Origin of the sequence: Clostridium senegalense, assembly GCF_018916625.1 — a bacterium.
Classification (GTDB): Bacteria; Bacillota; Clostridia; order Clostridiales; family Clostridiaceae; genus Clostridium_J; species Clostridium_J senegalense.
In genome coordinates, this window is record NZ_JAHLNC010000005.1 from 25,128 (window position 1) to 43,188 (window position 18,061).

The following is an 18,061-nucleotide window of genomic DNA, read 5'->3' on the forward strand; positions in this document are numbered from 1 at the left end:
AGTGAGGATTTTATGAAAAATAAGAATGCTAATCATAAACATGATTATAATCTTAAGGAAATATTTTTAGATGAAAAAATACACGTAAGAAACTCAAAAGGTGATTATTATTTATATTATAGTATATTTGAATGTAGAATTTGTAATAAGATAAAAAAAGGATATTTTTTAAAATTGTTTATGTCAAAATAGATTTAAAATTATTCATTTATAAAATGAGAAAACTCAAATCAATATTTTATCAATAACTAACAGAAACTGTTTATTTTAGTTAAGAGTTAAGAGTGAACAGTTGTAGGATTTTTCTCAACTGATAACAAAAATTTGATGTATAAATTTAAGTTATAGATTGCATACCTATAGTTGTTTTATAAATTTGAATGAATAAAAAAACTAAACTGCAATATATTAAGAAAGATAAATTAAATTTGGAAGGTGTTTACATGGAACTAAAAACTCAGTGGTATAAAAGCATTGATAAAAGAACATCAAGAAGAACTTATATGGATAAAGACTTAAATTTAGATCATTTAAACAAAATTTCAAGTCTTATAGATAAAATTAATAAAGAATCATCTTTGAATATTCAGCTTATAAAAGATGGAGAAAAGCCTTTTAAAGGAATAAAGAAATCTTATGGAATGATAAGTGGGGTCAAATCTTTTATTGCACTTGTTGGAAAAAAAAATATTATTAATGTTGAAAGTAAAATAGGATATTTTGGAGAAGTTCTAGTTTTAGAAGCTACTTCTTTAGGAATAGGTACTTGTTGGATTGGTGGAACCTATGATAAAAAGGAAGTTGAAAATAAAATAGATATAAAAGAAAATGAAAAACTTTATTGTGTAATTTCAATAGGATATGTAAAAGAAGAGAAGGGAATAAAAGAAAAATTATTATCATCTTTTAGTAAAAATAGGAAATCTTCAAATGAAATTTTAAGTTGCAATGAAAAAGAAGTTCCTAATTGGGTTAAAAATGGTATAGAAGCAGTAAGAAAAGCACCATCTGCTATAAATAAACAGCCTTGGAAATATGAATATTCCAAAGGAAGTATAAAAGCATTTATAGATGAGCAAAAACATGGGTATGAAAAAATAGATCTTGGAATATCTATGATACACTTTCAGTTAGGTGCTAAAAATAGTGGATATGTAGGCAACTGGGAATATATAAAAAATATAAATATATTTAAATAAAATAATGTATGCACTTGAATTTTAGAAATATTTATTATATACTTCAAATAGAATAAACTGAATATGCTTATAGTGATAACTATAAAAGAGGTTCGTTTTGACCATCCCTCTATAAAAAACTAGGCAAACTTATAAAAGTAATTAAGATTTATATTTTTTGTTAAATTAAGTTTTAGTTATATAATATATGTACTTAGATTATGAAGGTCACCCTAATTTAGGTGTGGCTTTATATTTTTTTGCTATATTATATATTTTATAGTTCAGTTTTTTAGAGTAGGAAAATCCTGCTCTTTTTTTATTGCCATAAGATATTTTATAAATAAATTATATTTAACACCTAAAGAAAGGAAAAATGAAATGAATAAAAGAAAAGTGATAATAGATTGTGATCCAGGAATAGATGATATTTTAGCAATAATGGTTGCACTTTCAAGTAAAGAGTTAGAGGTTAAAGCTCTTACTATAGTATCTGGTAATGTTCATGTAAGTAAAGGTTTTAAGAATGCACTTCAAGCACTTAAAATAATGGGACGATTAGATATACCTATATACATAGGCGATGGAAAACCACTTAAAAGAGAACTTGTTGTAGCAGAGGATACCCATGGAGTAGATGGAATTGGTGAAAACTTTTTTGAAGATATAAATGAAGGCATAGTAAAAAAAGGTGCTGTGAATTATATAATAGATATATTAAATAAAGAAAAAGATGTATCAATAATAGCATTAGGACCACTTACAAATCTTGCTGAAGTATTAAAAAAAAGTCCTAATACCTTTAATAAAATAATTGAAATTGTATCTATGGGTGGAACTTTTAAAAGTCATGGTAATTGTTCACCAGTAGCAGAATTTAATTATTGGGTAGATCCACATAGTGTTAAATATATTATGAAAAACTCACAGGTACCTTTTCATATGGTAGGTCTTGATGTAACAAGAGAATGTGTTTTAACGCCAAATCATATAGAACTTTTGAATCAGCTTAATGATGAAAAAGCAGATTTTATTGTTAAGATAACAAGATTTTACGTTGATTTTCATTGGAAACAAGAAAAAATATTAGGCTGCGTAATAAATGATCCTTTAGCAGTTTTATATTTTATCAATAGGTCTTTATGTAGGGGATTTTCAGCATATATGGATGTTGTAACAGAAGGAATAGCTATAGGTCAAACTGTAATTGATAGTGAAAATTTTTATAAATTTAAAGCTAATTGTAATGTTTTAACAACCGTAGATTCTAATATGTTTATGAAAGAATTTTTAACTAGAATTTTACCACACAAAAGAAGTGAAATAAATTTAATTTTAAATAATAAAAAATATAGTGGTTAGGAGTTAAAAAATATGGATAAATCAGATACATTTAAAATAGCTATAATTGGTGTAGCAATAGCTCTTAATATAGTAGGAGCATTTGTAGCATTTAATTTGAAACTTCCAATATATCTTGATTCTATAGGAACTGTATTTATAAGTTTTTTATTAGGACCTTATTTGGGTATAATAACTGGCTTTTTTAGTAGTGTAGTTAGTGGGTTAACTTTTGATATATATTCTTTATGGTTTTCTCCAGTTCAAATATTTACAGGTTTAATATTAGGAGTTATGTTTAAAAAGAACCTCCTAGAAGGATGGAAAATTCTTTTCTCAGTATTTTTTGCTACTATATTTATAAGTAGCGTAGGTGCAATTTTAACAGCTTTCATATTTGGAGGTTTTACTTCTTCAGGGTCTAGTTATATAATAATCTTACTTAGAAAACTAGGATTAGGTAGTATTTTAAGTGCTTTTTTAGTTCAATTTATTACGGATTATTTTGATAAACTAATTGCAGTACTATTTGTAAATAAGGTTGTGAAATTATTAAAATATAATAAAAAAATAGTGTTATAAGTTGAAATTAAAATTTTAAAATTATAACTTAAATAGTAACTTTATATTTTTAATATCTTCTTTTTGTATTAAATATTATAATAAAATTTATTTTTTTACTTATTTAATCTATTAATAAGTGTATTTTTAGTGTATAATTACTAAAAAAATATATATTTTAACATTTAATTACATGGTATGACATATAAAATGTAGTTGTAATAGTATATATGTTATAATATTTTAATATAATAATATTTTTTATATGAGGAGGATGTAGGGGATGATGAAAGAAATTATTTTTGTAACAACTAATAAAGGCAAAATTGCTTCAGCACAAAGAGAATTAAAAAATATTAAAGTGTTACCATATAACGCAGAACTTATAGAACCTAGAGGTGATGATATAAAAGAAATTGCAAAGCAGAAGGTTTTACAAGCTTATAAAATTGTAAAAAAGCCTTGTATAGCACTAGATTCTGGTTTTTTTGTAGAAGCTTTAAATGGATTTCCTAAAGCTTATGTAAATCATATGCTAGAAACTATAGGTATAGAAGGACTTTTAAAATTAATGGACAAGGTAGAAAATAGAACGTGTACTTTTAAATCTTGTCTTGCATATTACGATGGTGAAAATATGGAATTCTTTGAAAGTAATGATTATGGAACTTTAGCTCATAGCATAAGAGAGAATGAGAATAATGAAAAGTGGTCAAATCTTTGGTATATATTTAAACCAAAAGGATTTTTAAAGACTTTAGCTGAATTTAATGAAGAAGATTTCTTAAGATATGATAATAATTCGAAAGATGATACTTGTATAAAAAAATTCGGTAATTGGTATGATACATATTGTAAATAAATTAATACATAATAAATATAAAGTGGAAGTATACTATTTTTTAAGAGTGTTTTCCACTTTATATTTATTATTATTAGTTTAATTTTTTTCTTTTTATATGGAAAGTTTTATATAAATATGAAATATGGGCAATAATAGATATAGTCTTTTAATATATAAAGGAGTATTTAAATATAAATAGAATTTATATAAATATAAATATTTTTAAATAGCATTTTAAATTTAAAATTATTTATTCTAAAATTTAACTGCTAAAGTTAGTGAGACATCATTGAGACACTTGAAATTCAATATAATATTTTAAATTATAAGTTAGAAGTTTTAATTTTAAAAAGGACTATAAAGGAATATTATCATGAAAAAATTTAAAAATAGAGAAGGGAGGAGCTGCTACAATTAGAACCTTCAAGTTATCATAAAAATAATTGGATATTTGCAACCAAGATTAATATAGAATTTAAAAGCTATGGATTGTTTATGAACAAAGCAATGAAAATAATCTCTATATAGGTGTATTTATCTAAATTTTAAGTAGCAGAACGACTTAAGTATGTATAGTGTAATAAATATGGACATTGTAAGCTCTAGAAAAATAAAAGATAGGGCTAATTTTCAAGAGGAACTAAAAATATATTTAAAAACTTTGAGTAAGAAATACTCTAAAATATTAGTTGCACCAATAACATTTACATTAGGTGATGAGTGGCAAATTGTTTCTAGCTCACCAGAGAAAAGTTATGATATTTTTAAAGAAATTCAAAGATATTTATTAAGAAAAAATATACAAGTATACTGTGGGATAGGTATAGGTCAGATATCAACTAATCTTTCGAAGGACACTAGAGAGATGGATGGAGAAGTTTTTATAAATGGTAGAGAAGCTATAAATATAGCTAAAAAAACTAAAGGGTTTTATGGTCAGAATATTAAGTCAAAACATAATAGAGTATTTTTTAAAGGTGCAGATTTACCAATTGATTTATATAATAAATTTATTTTAGATGAAATAGCTGTTACTTCTGAATATGATGATAATATAACTTTAAATCAAGTCATAAATTCAATTATTGAAAATAATGAAACTATAGAAAGTAAGTTTACAGAAAAGCAAAGAGAATTAATAGATTTATATGAAAAACATGGATCATATAATAATATGATTTCTACAGATGGTAATTTGTCTAAATCTAACATATCTCAAAGATTAAATTCTTGTAGTTATTTTTTGACTGTACATAATACAAGAATCATAAGGTTATTATTAACAACATATATAAAAATAATTGAAAGGAGTAGTAATGTATTTTAGTTTATTTTTAGTTTATTTAATTTCACATATTACTTTTGATTTTATTTTTCAACATAATAATATACTAAAATTAAGATTCCCAAAAGATAATTCAATTAAATCTATATTAAAAGGTAATTTTATTCATAGCTTTTTTCATTTTTTAGGTATGAATTTATTTCTTTTGGGGTTTTATTTAGCAAATGGACAACCATTAGAAATTTTAAATAAATGTATACTTATTATTACTATATTTCATTTTTCTATAGATTGCTTAAAGTCAGGTTTAATATTAAAAAAGCCATGGTTGAAAGAGGATGTAATAATTTTTTTATTAGATCAGTTTTTGCATTTATTGGTTATTATTAATGTTTTTATTTTATGTGAAGGCATGAATTTTAAAGAAGGCTTAATAAAATTATTAAATTATAGGACAAGGTTTACATCTATGGATAGGTTTCTATCTATTATTTTAATAATATTAATTTGCACAAATGTAACAGGAATATTTATTAAAGTGTTAATAAGAAGCTTAACAAGTAAAAAATATATAAAAGCAAGAAAAAATAACATATATATACCTATAAAAAATGATAATACAGGTGCTGAAAATGGTGGACTTATAATTGGAATATTAGAAAGGTCATTTATATTACTTATAATGGCCATAAACCAAGCCCCTCTAATAGGATTTGTATTAGCTACTAAATCTATAGCAAGGTTTAAAAAACTTGAAGATGAAAGTTTCGCAGAATATTTTATTATTGGGACTTTTATAAGTTTTATAATAGCAATGATAGGTGGAAAAATTATATACACTTTATTATAAAAAATACCAATAACAATTAAAATGTTATTGGTATTTTTTAGCCTTGTATAACAACTAATGAGCATTGATTTCTTTTAGCGTATTTAATAGCCTTTCTTGCTAAATAAAAGGAAGGGCCATCAAGCTGATTCACAGTAAGTTCAAAATTATGAATTGTTATTTCACCTATTCCAACACCTGTATAAAATTTTACATTTGAAGGTAGTTTACTTTTAAAGAAATCTAATATTTCTAAGTACGGAGAATTTTCTTTTAAAAGTCCTTGCCATTCATCACCTAATGTTATTATAAAAGGAGCAACTATATAATCTTTAAATAAGGTGTTACATTCTTTTAAAACATCAATAAGATATAATTGAAAATCATGTCTATTTTCTAATAGTCTTGAATTTTTTATATCACATATAATTGTAACAAACATTATTAATCCTCCTAAATTTTAACATAAAGAGCATAAAGTTTACTATATATAGTAAACTTATATAAGGTTAACTATATTTTTCAAGAGTAAATATAGTTAAACAAAATTATATAAAATGTAATGTTAAATTCTAAGTTATTCAGAGCATGTCTCACTATTTTGGGTATCCAAGTTTAGAAATAAATAATTTTAAAAGTCAACTTGTTTTTCTATATATAGGGATGCAATCTATAACTTAAATTTATACATCAAATATAGTTAGTTAAGAATTATGAATTATGAATTATGAACTTAGGATGAAAGTGGCAACCACTTTCTGAAAATGATTTAAAAAAATCTATCAATATAATTTGCTTTGCAAATTTATAAAAAGGTACGTTGAGAATTACTAGGAACGAAGTGAGTAGTAATAACCACAACTGTTCACTATTCACTCTTAACTTTTAACTAAAATAACCTGTTAGTTATTGATAAAATATTAATTTGAGTTTTCTTATTTGATAAATGAATAAGTTTAAAATTTAATTTGGAACATTATATCTCACTCTCTGTTATTATAATATGTAGAAAAAGTAAATCTGAAACAGTATTTTTATAAAATAAATATTATAATTAAAGATTTATTTTAGTAGTTCAAGTTGGAAATGCTATAAAAAGTTGTAGAAATATAGTTTTTTATGATAATATTTACTAAAAGATATTAGTTATTTTCAGGGGGAATTAAGATGAATGAAAAGGTTTTAGTTGTTGATGATGAAGAAGAAATACTTTCTTTAATTTCTGATGCTTTATCTGATGATGGCTATTTAGTATTTACTGCAAAGGATTGTGATGAAGCTTTAGAAAAACTTAAAGTTAATCCAGATATAATATTATTAGATGTTATGATGCCAGGAAAAAATGGATTTGAGTTTTGCACTGAAATAAGAGATGCAATTTCCTGTCCAATTATATTTATAACTGCTAAAATAAATGAAGCTGATTTATTAAAGGGTTTAGCTATAGGTGGAGATGATTATATTACAAAACCTTTTAGCATAAGAGGGCTTAAAGCTAGAATAGGAGCGCATATAAGGCGAGATAAAAGAAATTTTTCTATGGAAAATAAAAAATATATTATTTTTAATGATTTAAAAATTGATTTAAAAGGAAGAAAAGTTCTTTTAAAAGATGAGGAAGTTATTTTAACTAAAAGAGAATTTGATATAATTGAACTTCTAGCATTAAATAACGGACAAGTTTTTTCAAAGGAACAAATATATGAAAAAATTTGGGGATATGATGCAGAAGGCGATTCTTCAACAGTAGCTGAGCATATAAAGAAAATACGTTTTAAATTTAATAAGCATAATATCCCTAATAAATATATTTCTACTGTATGGGGTGTAGGATATAAGTGGGAGAACTAAGGAAGTAAGGTGAACAAATGCTTAAAAAATATTCTATAAAAAAGCAATTTATATCAACATTTTTTTTGGCTTTAATATTTAGCTTAATAAGTTTTTTTATATTGTTTTTAATATTTATGTATATATTAAATAGTAATATGTTATATCCAGCAAACTATTATGAAAGGCAAATTCCGAAAATTGAAGATTATATAATGAAGTGTGGGGATAATATATTAAATGAAACTGAAAAAGGAAATCTTGAAAAGATAATACCTACTGAAGGTATAAAATATAAAGTTTATAGCCTAAAAAATAAAAGTAGTTATGGTAATTTACAAATTAAAGATGAAGATAATAATTCTATTTTAAAAAAATTAAACACAGTAGATATAAATGCTTTTAATAATGTAACAAAAGTAGTTCCAATAATAAGTAATAATGGAACATTAGAAGGTGTAGTTTATTTAAATTATAATTTAAAAACTTCAATTAATCCTCATAAAAAGTTAATAGGAACAATGTTAGGTGTTATTACTTTACTTAGTCCATTTATATTTATAATAATATATAGTATTATATTTGGTAGAAAATTAAGTAAAAACTTAAATGAACCTTTTAAACAGTTAATTGAAGCCTCAAATAAAATACAAGTTCAAGATTTAAATTTTAAACTAAATTATCCCTATGACAATGAAATAGGTAAACTTATGAAAAGTTTTGAATCAATGAGAGTTGAGTTGGATAAAACTTTAACTAAACAATGGGAAACAGAAAAGGAAAAAACAGATATGATTAATGCATTATCTCATGATTTAAGAACACCACTTACAGTTATCAAAGGTCATGTGGAGCTTTTGCAAGATGGTTCATATAAGAATGAGAAGAGGCTATTAAGATATCTAAACTCTATGGAAAATTCAGTTAATAGAGCAGTTTTATTGGTAGAAGATTTAAATTTATTATCTAAACTAGAAAATCCTGATTTTACATTACAAGTAGAACAAATTAATGTAAAAAGTTTTCTTGAAGATAAAATTGAGGAATATATACCATTTTCAAATAAGAAAAATATAAAATTAAGTTTAAATGAAATAAATATAGATGCAAATACTACATTTTTATTAGATAGATTAAGAATTTCTCAAGTTTTAGATAACATAGTTACAAATGGTTTAAGATTTTCTCCGGAAGGTGGAGAAATTCAAATTGATGTAGAATATGAAGAAGAAAAATTATTTTTTAAAATTTGTGATAGCGGAGAAGGGTTTAATGAAGAAGATTTAAAAAATATTTTTACTAAATTTTATAGAGGGGACAAATCAAGAAGAAAATCTACAGGGAATTCAGGTTTAGGACTATATATTTCCAAAAGTTTAGTTGAAAAGCACAATGGAAACATTAAAGCTTATAATAGTGAAGATAGTGGAGCTATTATAGAGTTTTTTATAAAAAATCCTTAAAATAAGAGTCTATTAATTAGGCTCTTATTTAAATTTTTTGAAAAATTTTAGTTTTTAAAATTTTTTCTGATATATGGAACTAGGTTTTAATATTGTATATACTAAGTAAGGTTTGTTAATTAAGCTTAAAAACTAATAATACTAGTTTGGAGAATGAATTTATGGAAGAGAGAAAATTAAAAGAAAAACTTATAAAGATTACATGGCCTATTTTTATAGAGAGTATATTATTTTCATTACTTGGAGGAACTGATATTTTTATGCTGGGAAGGTACTCAGATAATGCAGTTGCGGCAGTTGGTGTAGCAAATCAGCTTATGTTTATGGTGAATTTAACCTTTGCAATAATAACCGCTGGTACGTCAATTTTAGTGTCTCAATATATTGGTCATAATAAAGAGTATAAAAAAGGTAATGAAAATATAATTAAAGTAAGTATAGTATCAATAGTGTTTAATCTTATTATTGGACTAATAATAAGTATTTTAATGGTTATGGGAGGAACTGTTTTATTAAAAGCTCTAAATACAGCAGATGAGCTTTTAATTTATGGAAATAGTTATGTGAGTTTTGTTGGCGGATTTGTTTTCATACAGGCACTTTCAATGACTTTTACTGCAATCTTAAGACCACACGGACTTACTAAGATTTGTATGATAGTAACCTTTATAATGAATATAATTAATATTACTTTAAATTACATATTAATATTTGGGAACTTTAATTTACCAGCATTAGGTGTTAAAGGTGCGGCTATTTCAACAACCTTAAGTAAAATTATTGGGACTATAATCTTAGGAATAGTTGTTTATAAAAAAGTATTGAAAGATTTTAAACTAAGCCTATTTAAAAAGTTCCCAATGGAGGATTTTAAAAATATATTGATAATAGGAATTCCAGCAGCTGGTGAGGAAATATCATATAGTCTTTCACAACTAGTTGTTACAGGGTTTATTAATTTGATTAGTATAAATTCTATGGCAACTAAAAGCTATATAGCTAATATTGCAAGTTTTGCTTATTTATTTTCAGCATCATTGGCACAAGGGTGTAGTATACTTGTTGGACAATTAGTGGGAGAAGAAGAAACAGAGTTAGCATATAAATTATGTTTAAAATGCTTGAAAAAAGCAATGATTGTTACAACAACAGTTAGCTTTATATTTCTTTTACTTGGAAAGCAAATACTTGGAATATTTACATCAAATGAAGAAATAATAGCTCTTGGATTTATAGTTCTAATTGTAGATTTAATATTAGAACCAGGAAGAACTATAAATTTAGTTGGTATTACATCTTTAAGAGCTGCAGGTGATGTTAAATTTCCTGTATGTATAGGTATTTTTTCAATGTGGACATTTGGAGTTGGACTTGCATACATACTAGGAATAAAGTTAGGTCTTGGACTTGTTGGAATGTGGATAGCATTTGCAATAGATGAATGGTTTAGAGGAATATTGGTTTATAATAGATGGAAGAAAAGAAAATGGCTTGGAAAATCTTTTGTATCAAAGACTAAGACAGCATCATAAATATATTTATAAAAATCAATAGGTATTATTTTAAAGTTTGAAATAATAATATTTTGTATGAAATATCTCTAAAAATAGTATTAATATTATTTTTTAGGGATATTTTTAGTTTATACAGCAATTATATATTATATTTTTTATATAAAAGGAAAATATATAAGTAAATAATTATAGAATTTCAAATTTTCATGTATTAAGTTAACCTTTAAATTTGTATATGTATAGGGTTCCAAGTTGACTTTTAAAATTATTCATTCCAAAACTTGGATACCTAAAATAGTGAGACATGGTCCGAATCACTTAAAATTCAAAACTGTATCTTATGTGAAAATATTTTAAAATTATTGAATAAATTTAAATGTGAGCTTGTTTCCCTATATATCTAATTATTTAAAAATCATAGTATTTGAAAGGAATAAATTTTAAATGAGTAATAAAAATAATAAATGGACTATTGAAATAGCAGTAATACTTGGAATATTTTTATTAGGTACTATTATTTTAAATATTATATTTAAACAATGGAGTGGGTTGAATTTTTTAATATTGGCTATTGTGTGCATTACATTTCCATTTATAATTACTAGCATTGCTAATAAAAAAAATATAATATTACCTTATAATTTTCAATTAATATCGTTAGTGTTTATTGTACTTACAATATATTTTGGAGAGTTTAGAAAATTTTATATGAGGTTTTGGTGGTGGGATTTATTTATTCACTCTATATTTGGTAGTTATGCAGTTCTTATAGCATTAAAATTAAATCAAGGAATCATTACAAACACAAAGGAAACAACTAAAAAACGGTTTCTTATTTTTAAATTAGTTATTGCATTTAATTTTTCAATTTCATTAGGTACTATGTGGGAAGTGTTTGAATTTGTAGGAGACTATTTATTTAAAACTAATATGGTAAAGGGTGGAATTGAAGATACTGCAACAGATTTAATTGTAAAAATTATAGCAGCGTTTATTACTTCTATATTATGTTATTACCATGAAGCAAAATCTATAAATAGTGAAAATTAATATATATTAACTCGATGTAATAATAATATTTTACAATCTTTCCAAAAAGTATTGACAATTATAAAATATTCATGTAATATAATGTATGTAATCAGTAAACATTGCGATATGGCCTAGTGGCTCAGTTGGTTAGAGTACCGGCCTGTCACGCCGGGGGTCGAGGGTTCGAGTCCCTTCTAGGTCGCCAAATTTGTTTACTGGTTATTTTTTTTATTTAAATATATATGAAATGGGGTGTTTTAGTTGATAATAAAGGAAGACAGAAAAAACATAGATATTCTTTGGTCCAAATATAAATATGTTGTAATGGAACGATCTTATAAAGAGTATAAAGAAATAAGTAAAGATATAGGCTTGAACAATTATACATATAAAGAATTTAATGAAAAGCTAAAAAAAGTAATAAAAGAAGCACCTATGAAGAGTCAAGTAATAAATACAGTTCATCATATATGGGGATATTTTAAAAAAGTTGCTACTGAAGAAGAAAAAACATGCCTTTTTGAAATGATAAAGGAATTTGAAGAAAATAGAAAAGACTTAACAGAAATAAAAAAACTTTTAAAGGAATATGCAATAAAATATGAATCAAAATATTTATTGAATAGTTATTATTTTGATTATAATTAAATTTTGTAGTATATAATAAAAAACCAATTAGATAATTTTATAACCTAATTGGTTTTTTATTTTCTATAATAGTATTAATAATTTTTTCTTTAATATATTCATTTTTATAAACAGTATCAAGAGAAAATCTACATTTTTTTGCTATTGCCATAAAAGTTAAATTTTCATTTGATTTTATTATTTTTTCAATGGCTCTATCAATTTTACAATCTATAACTCTTATTTCTTTATAATGTTTCATTCTTTCTAATACATATGTCCTAAGTTGAGGGTATTTATTTATAACAAAAGGAGTAATCTTTACCTTCTTCACAACCAAAGCAAAACTTAACCTTTGGTTATTATTTAAAATTTCTTTTATTGCATTATTTATATCGATTTTATATTCCTCAATATCTTTATAGGATGATGCATTACAATTTAAACAATTCTCCACCGCGATTCTCCTTATTCGACAAATTCTATTAACTTAATAATATACTATTATCAAACTATTGTAAATCCTTACATTAATATAGATTATATAGGATTCCAAGTTGACTTTTAAAATTATCCATTACAAAACTTGGATACCTAAAATAGTGAGACATGCTCCGAATCATTTAGAATTCAATGCTGAATCTTGTACGAAAATATTTTAAGGTTATTGAATAAATTTAAATAGGAGCTTGTTTCCCTATAGTACCTTAAATTTAATAAAAAATTTTCAGTAAAAAAATTTTAGATATATACGTATAAAACTGAAAATCACTTAAAAAAATATTATTAGTTTACATAATTAAAATTAAGTTTATAAAAATAAATGTAAACTAAAATGAAAAATGAAAACTAATATAACTAAAGAATAAATCACTAGAGAAATGGTTAATTTATTTATATAGAATATAAAATTGCATTTGAATCTATACATTGTAAATTAGAGATTATTTTATTAGAAAAAATAAAATTTTTGTTAAGTTGTAGAAACTATTTTGTTTATCACATATAATAATATGTAATCTCTTTGCACTGCATATAAATCTACAGTACAAACTGATCAGGCCGATGAATTATTTTGTTTATGGAGCCGGGCCTTAATTGGCAACAGGATTATAAAACACCTGTGGGACAGTTTATTGTTCTACAGGTGTTTTTTGTCTACCTTTAGAACAATAAAACAAATAAGATCTTTAATGCAATGCCATAGAGCTATCAAACAAAATATTCTTGATAAATCAAGAATTAACGGAGGTAACTTTTTATGACAGAACAAAAAAAGGTAAATGATTTTAAAGGTTTAACTAAGGAAGAGGTAATTAAAGCTCAAGAGAGGTATGGCAAAAATCAGCTAATACCTGAGAAAAAAGAAAGTTTTTTTCTAAAAATTTTAGAAGTATTAAAAGAGCCTATGTTTTTACTCTTAATTTTAGCTGCAATTATATACTTTATATTAGGTGAACCACGAGATGGACTAGTAATGTTGATATTTGTAGTTGGAATAATTAGTATTGATGTCATTCAAGAATGGAAAACAGATAAAACTTTAAGCGCACTTAAAAATTTATCAGCTCCCAATATAACCGTGATTAGAGATGGAGTAGAATGTGTTATAAATAGTGAAGACTTGGTTCCAAAAGATTTAATGATAATAAATGAAGGTGTGAAAATTCCTGCAGATGGTAAACTAATTAAAGTTAGTGATCTTTGTGTAAATGAATCTTCTTTAACTGGTGAAGCTGAAGTTGTATGGAAATGTACAGATGATAGCCAGAATAAGGACTATTGGAAAAGAGATTATTGTTATGCAGGTACTTTAGTTACTCAAGGTAGTGGAATAGTTTTAGTAGATAAAATAGGAGCCGACACTGAATATGGGAAGATAGGTATTGATATAGCGAAAGCACCAGATATGCCTACACCACTTCAGAAACAAACTGGAAAATTAGTAAAGGTTTGTGCAATAATAGCAGCAGTCTTATTCATATTAGTTTGTGTAATAACGTATATAAATCTTTCAGACCATAGCTTAAAAGATAGGATTATTGAGAGTATATTATCTGGAATAACTCTAGCTATGGCGATGATACCAGAGGAGTTTCCAGTTATTTTAACAGTGTTTTTATCTATGGGAGCTTGGAGGTTAGCAAAAAAGAAATCTTTAGTTCGAAAACTTCCATTAGTTGAAACTTTAGGAGCTGTGTCTATATTATGTGTAGATAAAACTGGGACCATTACAATGAATAAGATGGAACTAAGCGACACATGGACATTTAATTGCGATGTAAGAGAGTTAAGTTATGTTATGGGAATGGCTTGTGAAACTGATGCTTATGATCCAATGGAACATGCTATGCTTAAATATTGTGAAGAGAATAATATAAGTAAAAAAGATTTATTTAGGGGAAATTTAATTTATGAATATTCATTTACTAATGAAAATAAAATGATGGGTCACGTATGGGAAAAAGATAAAAAAGTTGTTATAGCAGCTAAGGGGTCACCAGAAAAAATTTTAACTTTGTGTAATTTGAAGCAAGAAGAAAATAAAAAAATAGAAGAAAAGATACATTCAATGTCTTCTAAAGGATTAAGAGTAATTGCTATCGGTAAAATGGATATTGAGGATAAATCAAATATACCAACTACTTTAGAAGAGTGTAATTTAGAATTTTTAGGATTAATAGGATTTATGGATCCACCAAGAGAATCAATAAAAGGTGATATAGAAAACTGTATTAAAGCAGGTATAAGAGTAGTTATGATTACTGGTGACAATGGAATAACAGCAAGTTCTATTGCAAAACAGGTTGGTATTCCACATAGTAATGAAGTCATTACTGGTGATGAACTTGACAGTATGAGTGATGAAGTTCTTAGAGAAAGAGTTAAAGAAGTTAGTATTTTTTCAAGAGTTGTACCTGAGCATAAAATGAGAATAGTAAAAGCATTTAAAGAAAATGGAGAAGTTGTTGCAATGACTGGTGATGGGGTAAATGATGCACCAGCCTTGAAATATGCAGATATTGGAATAGCTATGGGGAAAAAGGGGTCAGAAGTTTCAAGAGAAGCAGCAGATTTAATTTTATTAGATGATAACTTTTCAACTATAGTTGATACTATTAAAGATGGAAGAAGAATTTATGATAATATAAGAAAAGCTATTGGATATATATTTACAATTCATATACCAATTGCCTTTGCATCTTTATTAGGACCACTTCTTGGTATTAAATCATCACTTTTATTATTACTACCAGTACATGTAGTACTTTTAGAACTTGTAATAGATCCAACTTGTTCGATAGTATTAGAAAGACAACGTGCAGAAGATGATATTATGAATCGTAATCCTCGTAATCCTAATGAGGGAATATTAACTTCAAAAATTTTAATCAAAAGTATAATACAAGGATTAGTTTTATTTGCAGCTTCTTTTGGAACGTATTATATAAGTTTAAAGAATAATCCACTTAGTGCTAATGTAGCTCGCTCTATGGGATTATCTATAATAATAATTTCTAATATATTACTTGTTCAAGTTAATAGTTCTAATAAAGATTTTGCATATAGATCATTTATGTATTTAAAAAAAGACCCAGTAATGTGGTTGGCAATAGGTGGAACATTCTTAGGATTAGCTGTAATACTTTATTCACCAATTTCTAGTTTTTTAAGTTTATCAGCACTTAGTATAAAGCAATTAGGTACAGTTGTGATTATATCTATAATTTCAGTAATGTGGTATGAATTAGTGAAATTATTTAATAAAATAAAAAAACATTAATAATTGTTTTATAAGAACTGCTTTAAAATGGAAATAAAATTCTGTTTTAAAGCAGTTTGTTTGTTATTAAATATGTTATAAAATAAAAAGTGAATAAAAGAGTGTTTACTTTGATAAAAGAAAATGATATTATGAACATAATCATTTAAAATAAAAGTAAACTTTTCAAATAAAAGTAATACTTAGAATAAGTAGTATAATGAAATTTGTAAATACAACTATCATGTATACATTTTGCTAAGTTTTTATATAATAAACCAATCAAATATAAAATTAATAAATAATCACATTTTATTAAGCATACTACAGTGAACACATTTAACAATATCAGTTTAGAATATAAAAAAATAATGGAAATTTTATATAGTAATAAGAATACTAGATACAAAAAGATAAAAAATAAAAATATGTTAAAAATACAGAATATTCTTAACAATAATAGTTGTTTCAAAAAGGAGGAATTACTTCAAATGAACGTGAAATTATTTAAAAAGAAAGATTTCTTATTGCTCATGTTAGGTAAACTTGTTTCATTAATTGGAAGCGAAATGCAAAGTTTTGCTTTATCCCTATATGTTCTAGCTATTACTGGCTCTGCAACTAAGTTTGCTTCAGTTGTTGCAATAACAGTTATACCTAAAATTATACTAGGACCAGTTGCAGGAGTTTTTGCTGATTGGTTTGATAGAAAGAAAATAATAGTATGTTTAGACTTTATAAATGGAATAATTATTGGAATATATGCTATTTTATTTTTTATAAACGGAGAACTTTCAATGATGAGTATATATGTTTTAACTATAATACTTGCCACTGTTGAATTATTATTTCAACCTGCAATTTCAACAGTTATACCTAGCATTGTTCATGAAGAAGAGCTTGTAGCAGCAAATGGGGTAAATTCCACTATAATGAATATAGGCTTGTTAATTTCTCCATGTATTGCAGGTATATTATTTGGAATAAAAGGATTGCAATTGGTACTGATAATAAATTCTGTAAGCTTTATATTATCAGCGATAAGTGAAATGTTTATAAATGTTCCAAAGACTAATAAAAAACCTGAAAAAATTAACTTTAAATCTTTTAAAAAAGATTTTTCAGAAGGTCTTAAATTTATAAAAGAAAGAAGTATTATTAAAACTATAATAAAATTAGGTATGGTTTTAAATTTTGCATTTAGTTCATTTGTATCAGTAGGGTTACTATATATTAGTAAAGAAATTTTAAAAGTATCTGATTCCCAATATGGAATGATGCAATCTATTTTAGTTATAGGAATGTTTTTAGCACCAGTTGTTTGTGCGTTTATGTGCAAAAAAATGCCACTAGGAAAACTAATATTTAAAGGGGTGCTTATTTCTTCAGTAATTATATTTTTAATATCAATATGTACAACAAGCATAGTAGTTAAATACTTCTCAAGTAATCTGACTTTGTTTGGAATAATAACTATGTTATGTATAATGTTTATAACTATGATATCTGCAGTTAATATGGCATTATCTATTTCTATTCAAAAACAAGTTCCTATAGAATATTTAGGAAGAGTATCTACAGTAATGAATTCATTATTAATGTCTATATCACCATTAGGAACAATGTTTTTTGGAATACTTTATGATAAAATACCAGCTTATATGGCAGTGTTAGTTTGTGCTAGTATAATGTTCATAGCAATAATTGCTTTAAGAAAGAGTTTATATGCTGGAGATGCACAGGATGTTCAACTTTTATCAGAAAAGGAAAAAGTTTATGAAACATAATTAATTA

16 protein-coding genes, 1 tRNA gene and 2 riboswitches are annotated in these 18,061 nt (G+C 25.0%); of the genes, 15 read left to right on the forward strand and 2 right to left on the reverse strand.

Annotation, left to right across the window (positions count from 1 at the left end; all coding sequences use genetic code 11):
- The first annotated feature begins 12 nt into the window (after nucleotides 1-12).
- The 7 genes from KQI36_RS10090 (at nucleotide 13) to KQI36_RS10120 (ending at nucleotide 6,059) form a co-directional block, all read left to right on the forward strand.
- Nucleotides 13-192 (forward strand): hypothetical protein, encoded by a 180-nt coding sequence (locus tag KQI36_RS10090; RefSeq protein WP_216450753.1) that lies wholly within the window; start codon nucleotides 13-15, stop codon nucleotides 190-192.
- A 251-nt stretch (nucleotides 193-443) separates the two neighbouring features.
- Complete coding sequence (locus KQI36_RS10095) at nucleotides 444-1,199, forward strand: nitroreductase family protein (RefSeq protein WP_216450754.1); 756 nt, start codon at nucleotides 444-446, stop codon at nucleotides 1,197-1,199.
- An 81-nt stretch (nucleotides 1,200-1,280) separates the two neighbouring features.
- A riboswitch (PreQ1 riboswitch) is annotated at nucleotides 1,281-1,328 on the forward strand.
- Nucleotides 1,329-1,559: 231 nt separating this feature from the next.
- Nucleotides 1,560-2,540 (forward strand): nucleoside hydrolase, encoded by a 981-nt coding sequence (locus KQI36_RS10100; RefSeq protein ID WP_216450755.1) that lies wholly within the window; start codon nucleotides 1,560-1,562, stop codon nucleotides 2,538-2,540.
- A gap of 12 nt (nucleotides 2,541-2,552) precedes the next feature.
- The gene (locus KQI36_RS10105) at nucleotides 2,553-3,101 is read left to right on the forward strand and encodes an ECF transporter S component (protein WP_216450756.1); all 549 of its coding nucleotides are present in this window, start codon (nucleotides 2,553-2,555) and stop codon (nucleotides 3,099-3,101) included.
- Between the two features lie 262 nt (nucleotides 3,102-3,363).
- The gene (locus KQI36_RS10110) at nucleotides 3,364-3,942 is read left to right on the forward strand and encodes a non-canonical purine NTP pyrophosphatase (RefSeq protein ID WP_216450757.1); all 579 of its coding nucleotides are present in this window, start codon (nucleotides 3,364-3,366) and stop codon (nucleotides 3,940-3,942) included.
- A 568-nt stretch (nucleotides 3,943-4,510) separates the two neighbouring features.
- On the forward strand, nucleotides 4,511-5,251 hold the full coding sequence (locus KQI36_RS10115) for a SatD family protein (RefSeq protein WP_216450758.1): 741 nt from the start codon (nucleotides 4,511-4,513) through the stop codon (nucleotides 5,249-5,251).
- Nucleotides 5,241-6,059, forward strand: coding sequence for a DUF3307 domain-containing protein (locus tag KQI36_RS10120; protein ID WP_216450759.1), 819 nt, complete (start codon nucleotides 5,241-5,243; stop codon nucleotides 6,057-6,059). Before KQI36_RS10115 ends, KQI36_RS10120 begins: the two co-directional genes overlap by 11 nt.
- Nucleotides 6,060-6,096: 37 nt before the next feature.
- On the opposite strand, the gene KQI36_RS10125 is transcribed toward KQI36_RS10120, so the two are convergent.
- A complete protein-coding gene (locus KQI36_RS10125; RefSeq protein ID WP_216450760.1) occupies nucleotides 6,097-6,480 on the reverse strand; it encodes a SatD family protein in 384 nt (127 codons plus the stop codon).
- Nucleotides 6,481-7,205: 725 nt separating this feature from the next.
- Between KQI36_RS10125 and KQI36_RS10130 the strand changes: the two genes are divergently transcribed.
- The 6 genes from KQI36_RS10130 to KQI36_RS10155 all read left to right on the forward strand — a co-directional run bounded on the left by KQI36_RS10130 (nucleotide 7,206) and on the right by KQI36_RS10155 (nucleotide 12,525).
- The gene (locus tag KQI36_RS10130) at nucleotides 7,206-7,889 is read left to right on the forward strand and encodes a response regulator transcription factor (RefSeq protein ID WP_216450761.1); all 684 of its coding nucleotides are present in this window, start codon (nucleotides 7,206-7,208) and stop codon (nucleotides 7,887-7,889) included.
- A 194-nt stretch (nucleotides 7,890-8,083) separates the two neighbouring features.
- Nucleotides 8,084-9,331 carry a HAMP domain-containing sensor histidine kinase gene (locus tag KQI36_RS10135; RefSeq protein ID WP_216450762.1) on the forward strand — a complete coding sequence of 416 codons (1,248 nt, stop codon included), beginning with the start codon at nucleotides 8,084-8,086 and terminating at the stop codon, nucleotides 9,329-9,331.
- 161 nt (nucleotides 9,332-9,492) lie between these two features.
- Entirely contained in the window at nucleotides 9,493-10,863 is a 1,371-nt protein-coding gene (locus tag KQI36_RS10140) for an MATE family efflux transporter (protein WP_216450763.1), read from the forward strand.
- A gap of 426 nt (nucleotides 10,864-11,289) precedes the next feature.
- Nucleotides 11,290-11,895, forward strand: a complete 606-nt coding sequence (locus KQI36_RS10145; protein WP_216450764.1) for a DUF2238 domain-containing protein — start codon at nucleotides 11,290-11,292, stop codon at nucleotides 11,893-11,895.
- 110 nt (nucleotides 11,896-12,005) lie between these two features.
- A tRNA-Asp gene (locus KQI36_RS10150) sits at nucleotides 12,006-12,082 on the forward strand.
- A gap of 56 nt (nucleotides 12,083-12,138) precedes the next feature.
- The gene (locus KQI36_RS10155; RefSeq protein WP_216450765.1) at nucleotides 12,139-12,525 is read left to right on the forward strand and encodes a YbgA family protein; all 387 of its coding nucleotides are present in this window, start codon (nucleotides 12,139-12,141) and stop codon (nucleotides 12,523-12,525) included.
- Between the two features lie 37 nt (nucleotides 12,526-12,562).
- On the opposite strand, the gene KQI36_RS10160 is transcribed toward KQI36_RS10155, so the two are convergent.
- Nucleotides 12,563-12,961 (reverse strand): hypothetical protein, encoded by a 399-nt coding sequence (locus KQI36_RS10160; protein ID WP_216450766.1) that lies wholly within the window; start codon nucleotides 12,959-12,961, stop codon nucleotides 12,563-12,565.
- 586 nt (nucleotides 12,962-13,547) lie between these two features.
- A riboswitch (NiCo riboswitch) is annotated at nucleotides 13,548-13,638 on the forward strand.
- A 127-nt stretch (nucleotides 13,639-13,765) separates the two neighbouring features.
- Here KQI36_RS10160 and KQI36_RS10165 point away from each other — a divergent pair.
- Both KQI36_RS10165 and KQI36_RS10170 read left to right on the forward strand, forming a co-directional pair.
- Nucleotides 13,766-16,288 (forward strand): cation-translocating P-type ATPase, encoded by a 2,523-nt coding sequence (locus tag KQI36_RS10165; protein ID WP_216450767.1) that lies wholly within the window; start codon nucleotides 13,766-13,768, stop codon nucleotides 16,286-16,288.
- A gap of 407 nt (nucleotides 16,289-16,695) precedes the next feature.
- Nucleotides 16,696-18,054: an MFS transporter gene (locus KQI36_RS10170; RefSeq protein WP_280527033.1), complete on the forward strand. Its 1,359-nt coding sequence runs from the start codon at nucleotides 16,696-16,698 to the stop codon at nucleotides 18,052-18,054.
- Nucleotides 18,055-18,061 lie beyond the last annotated feature (7 nt).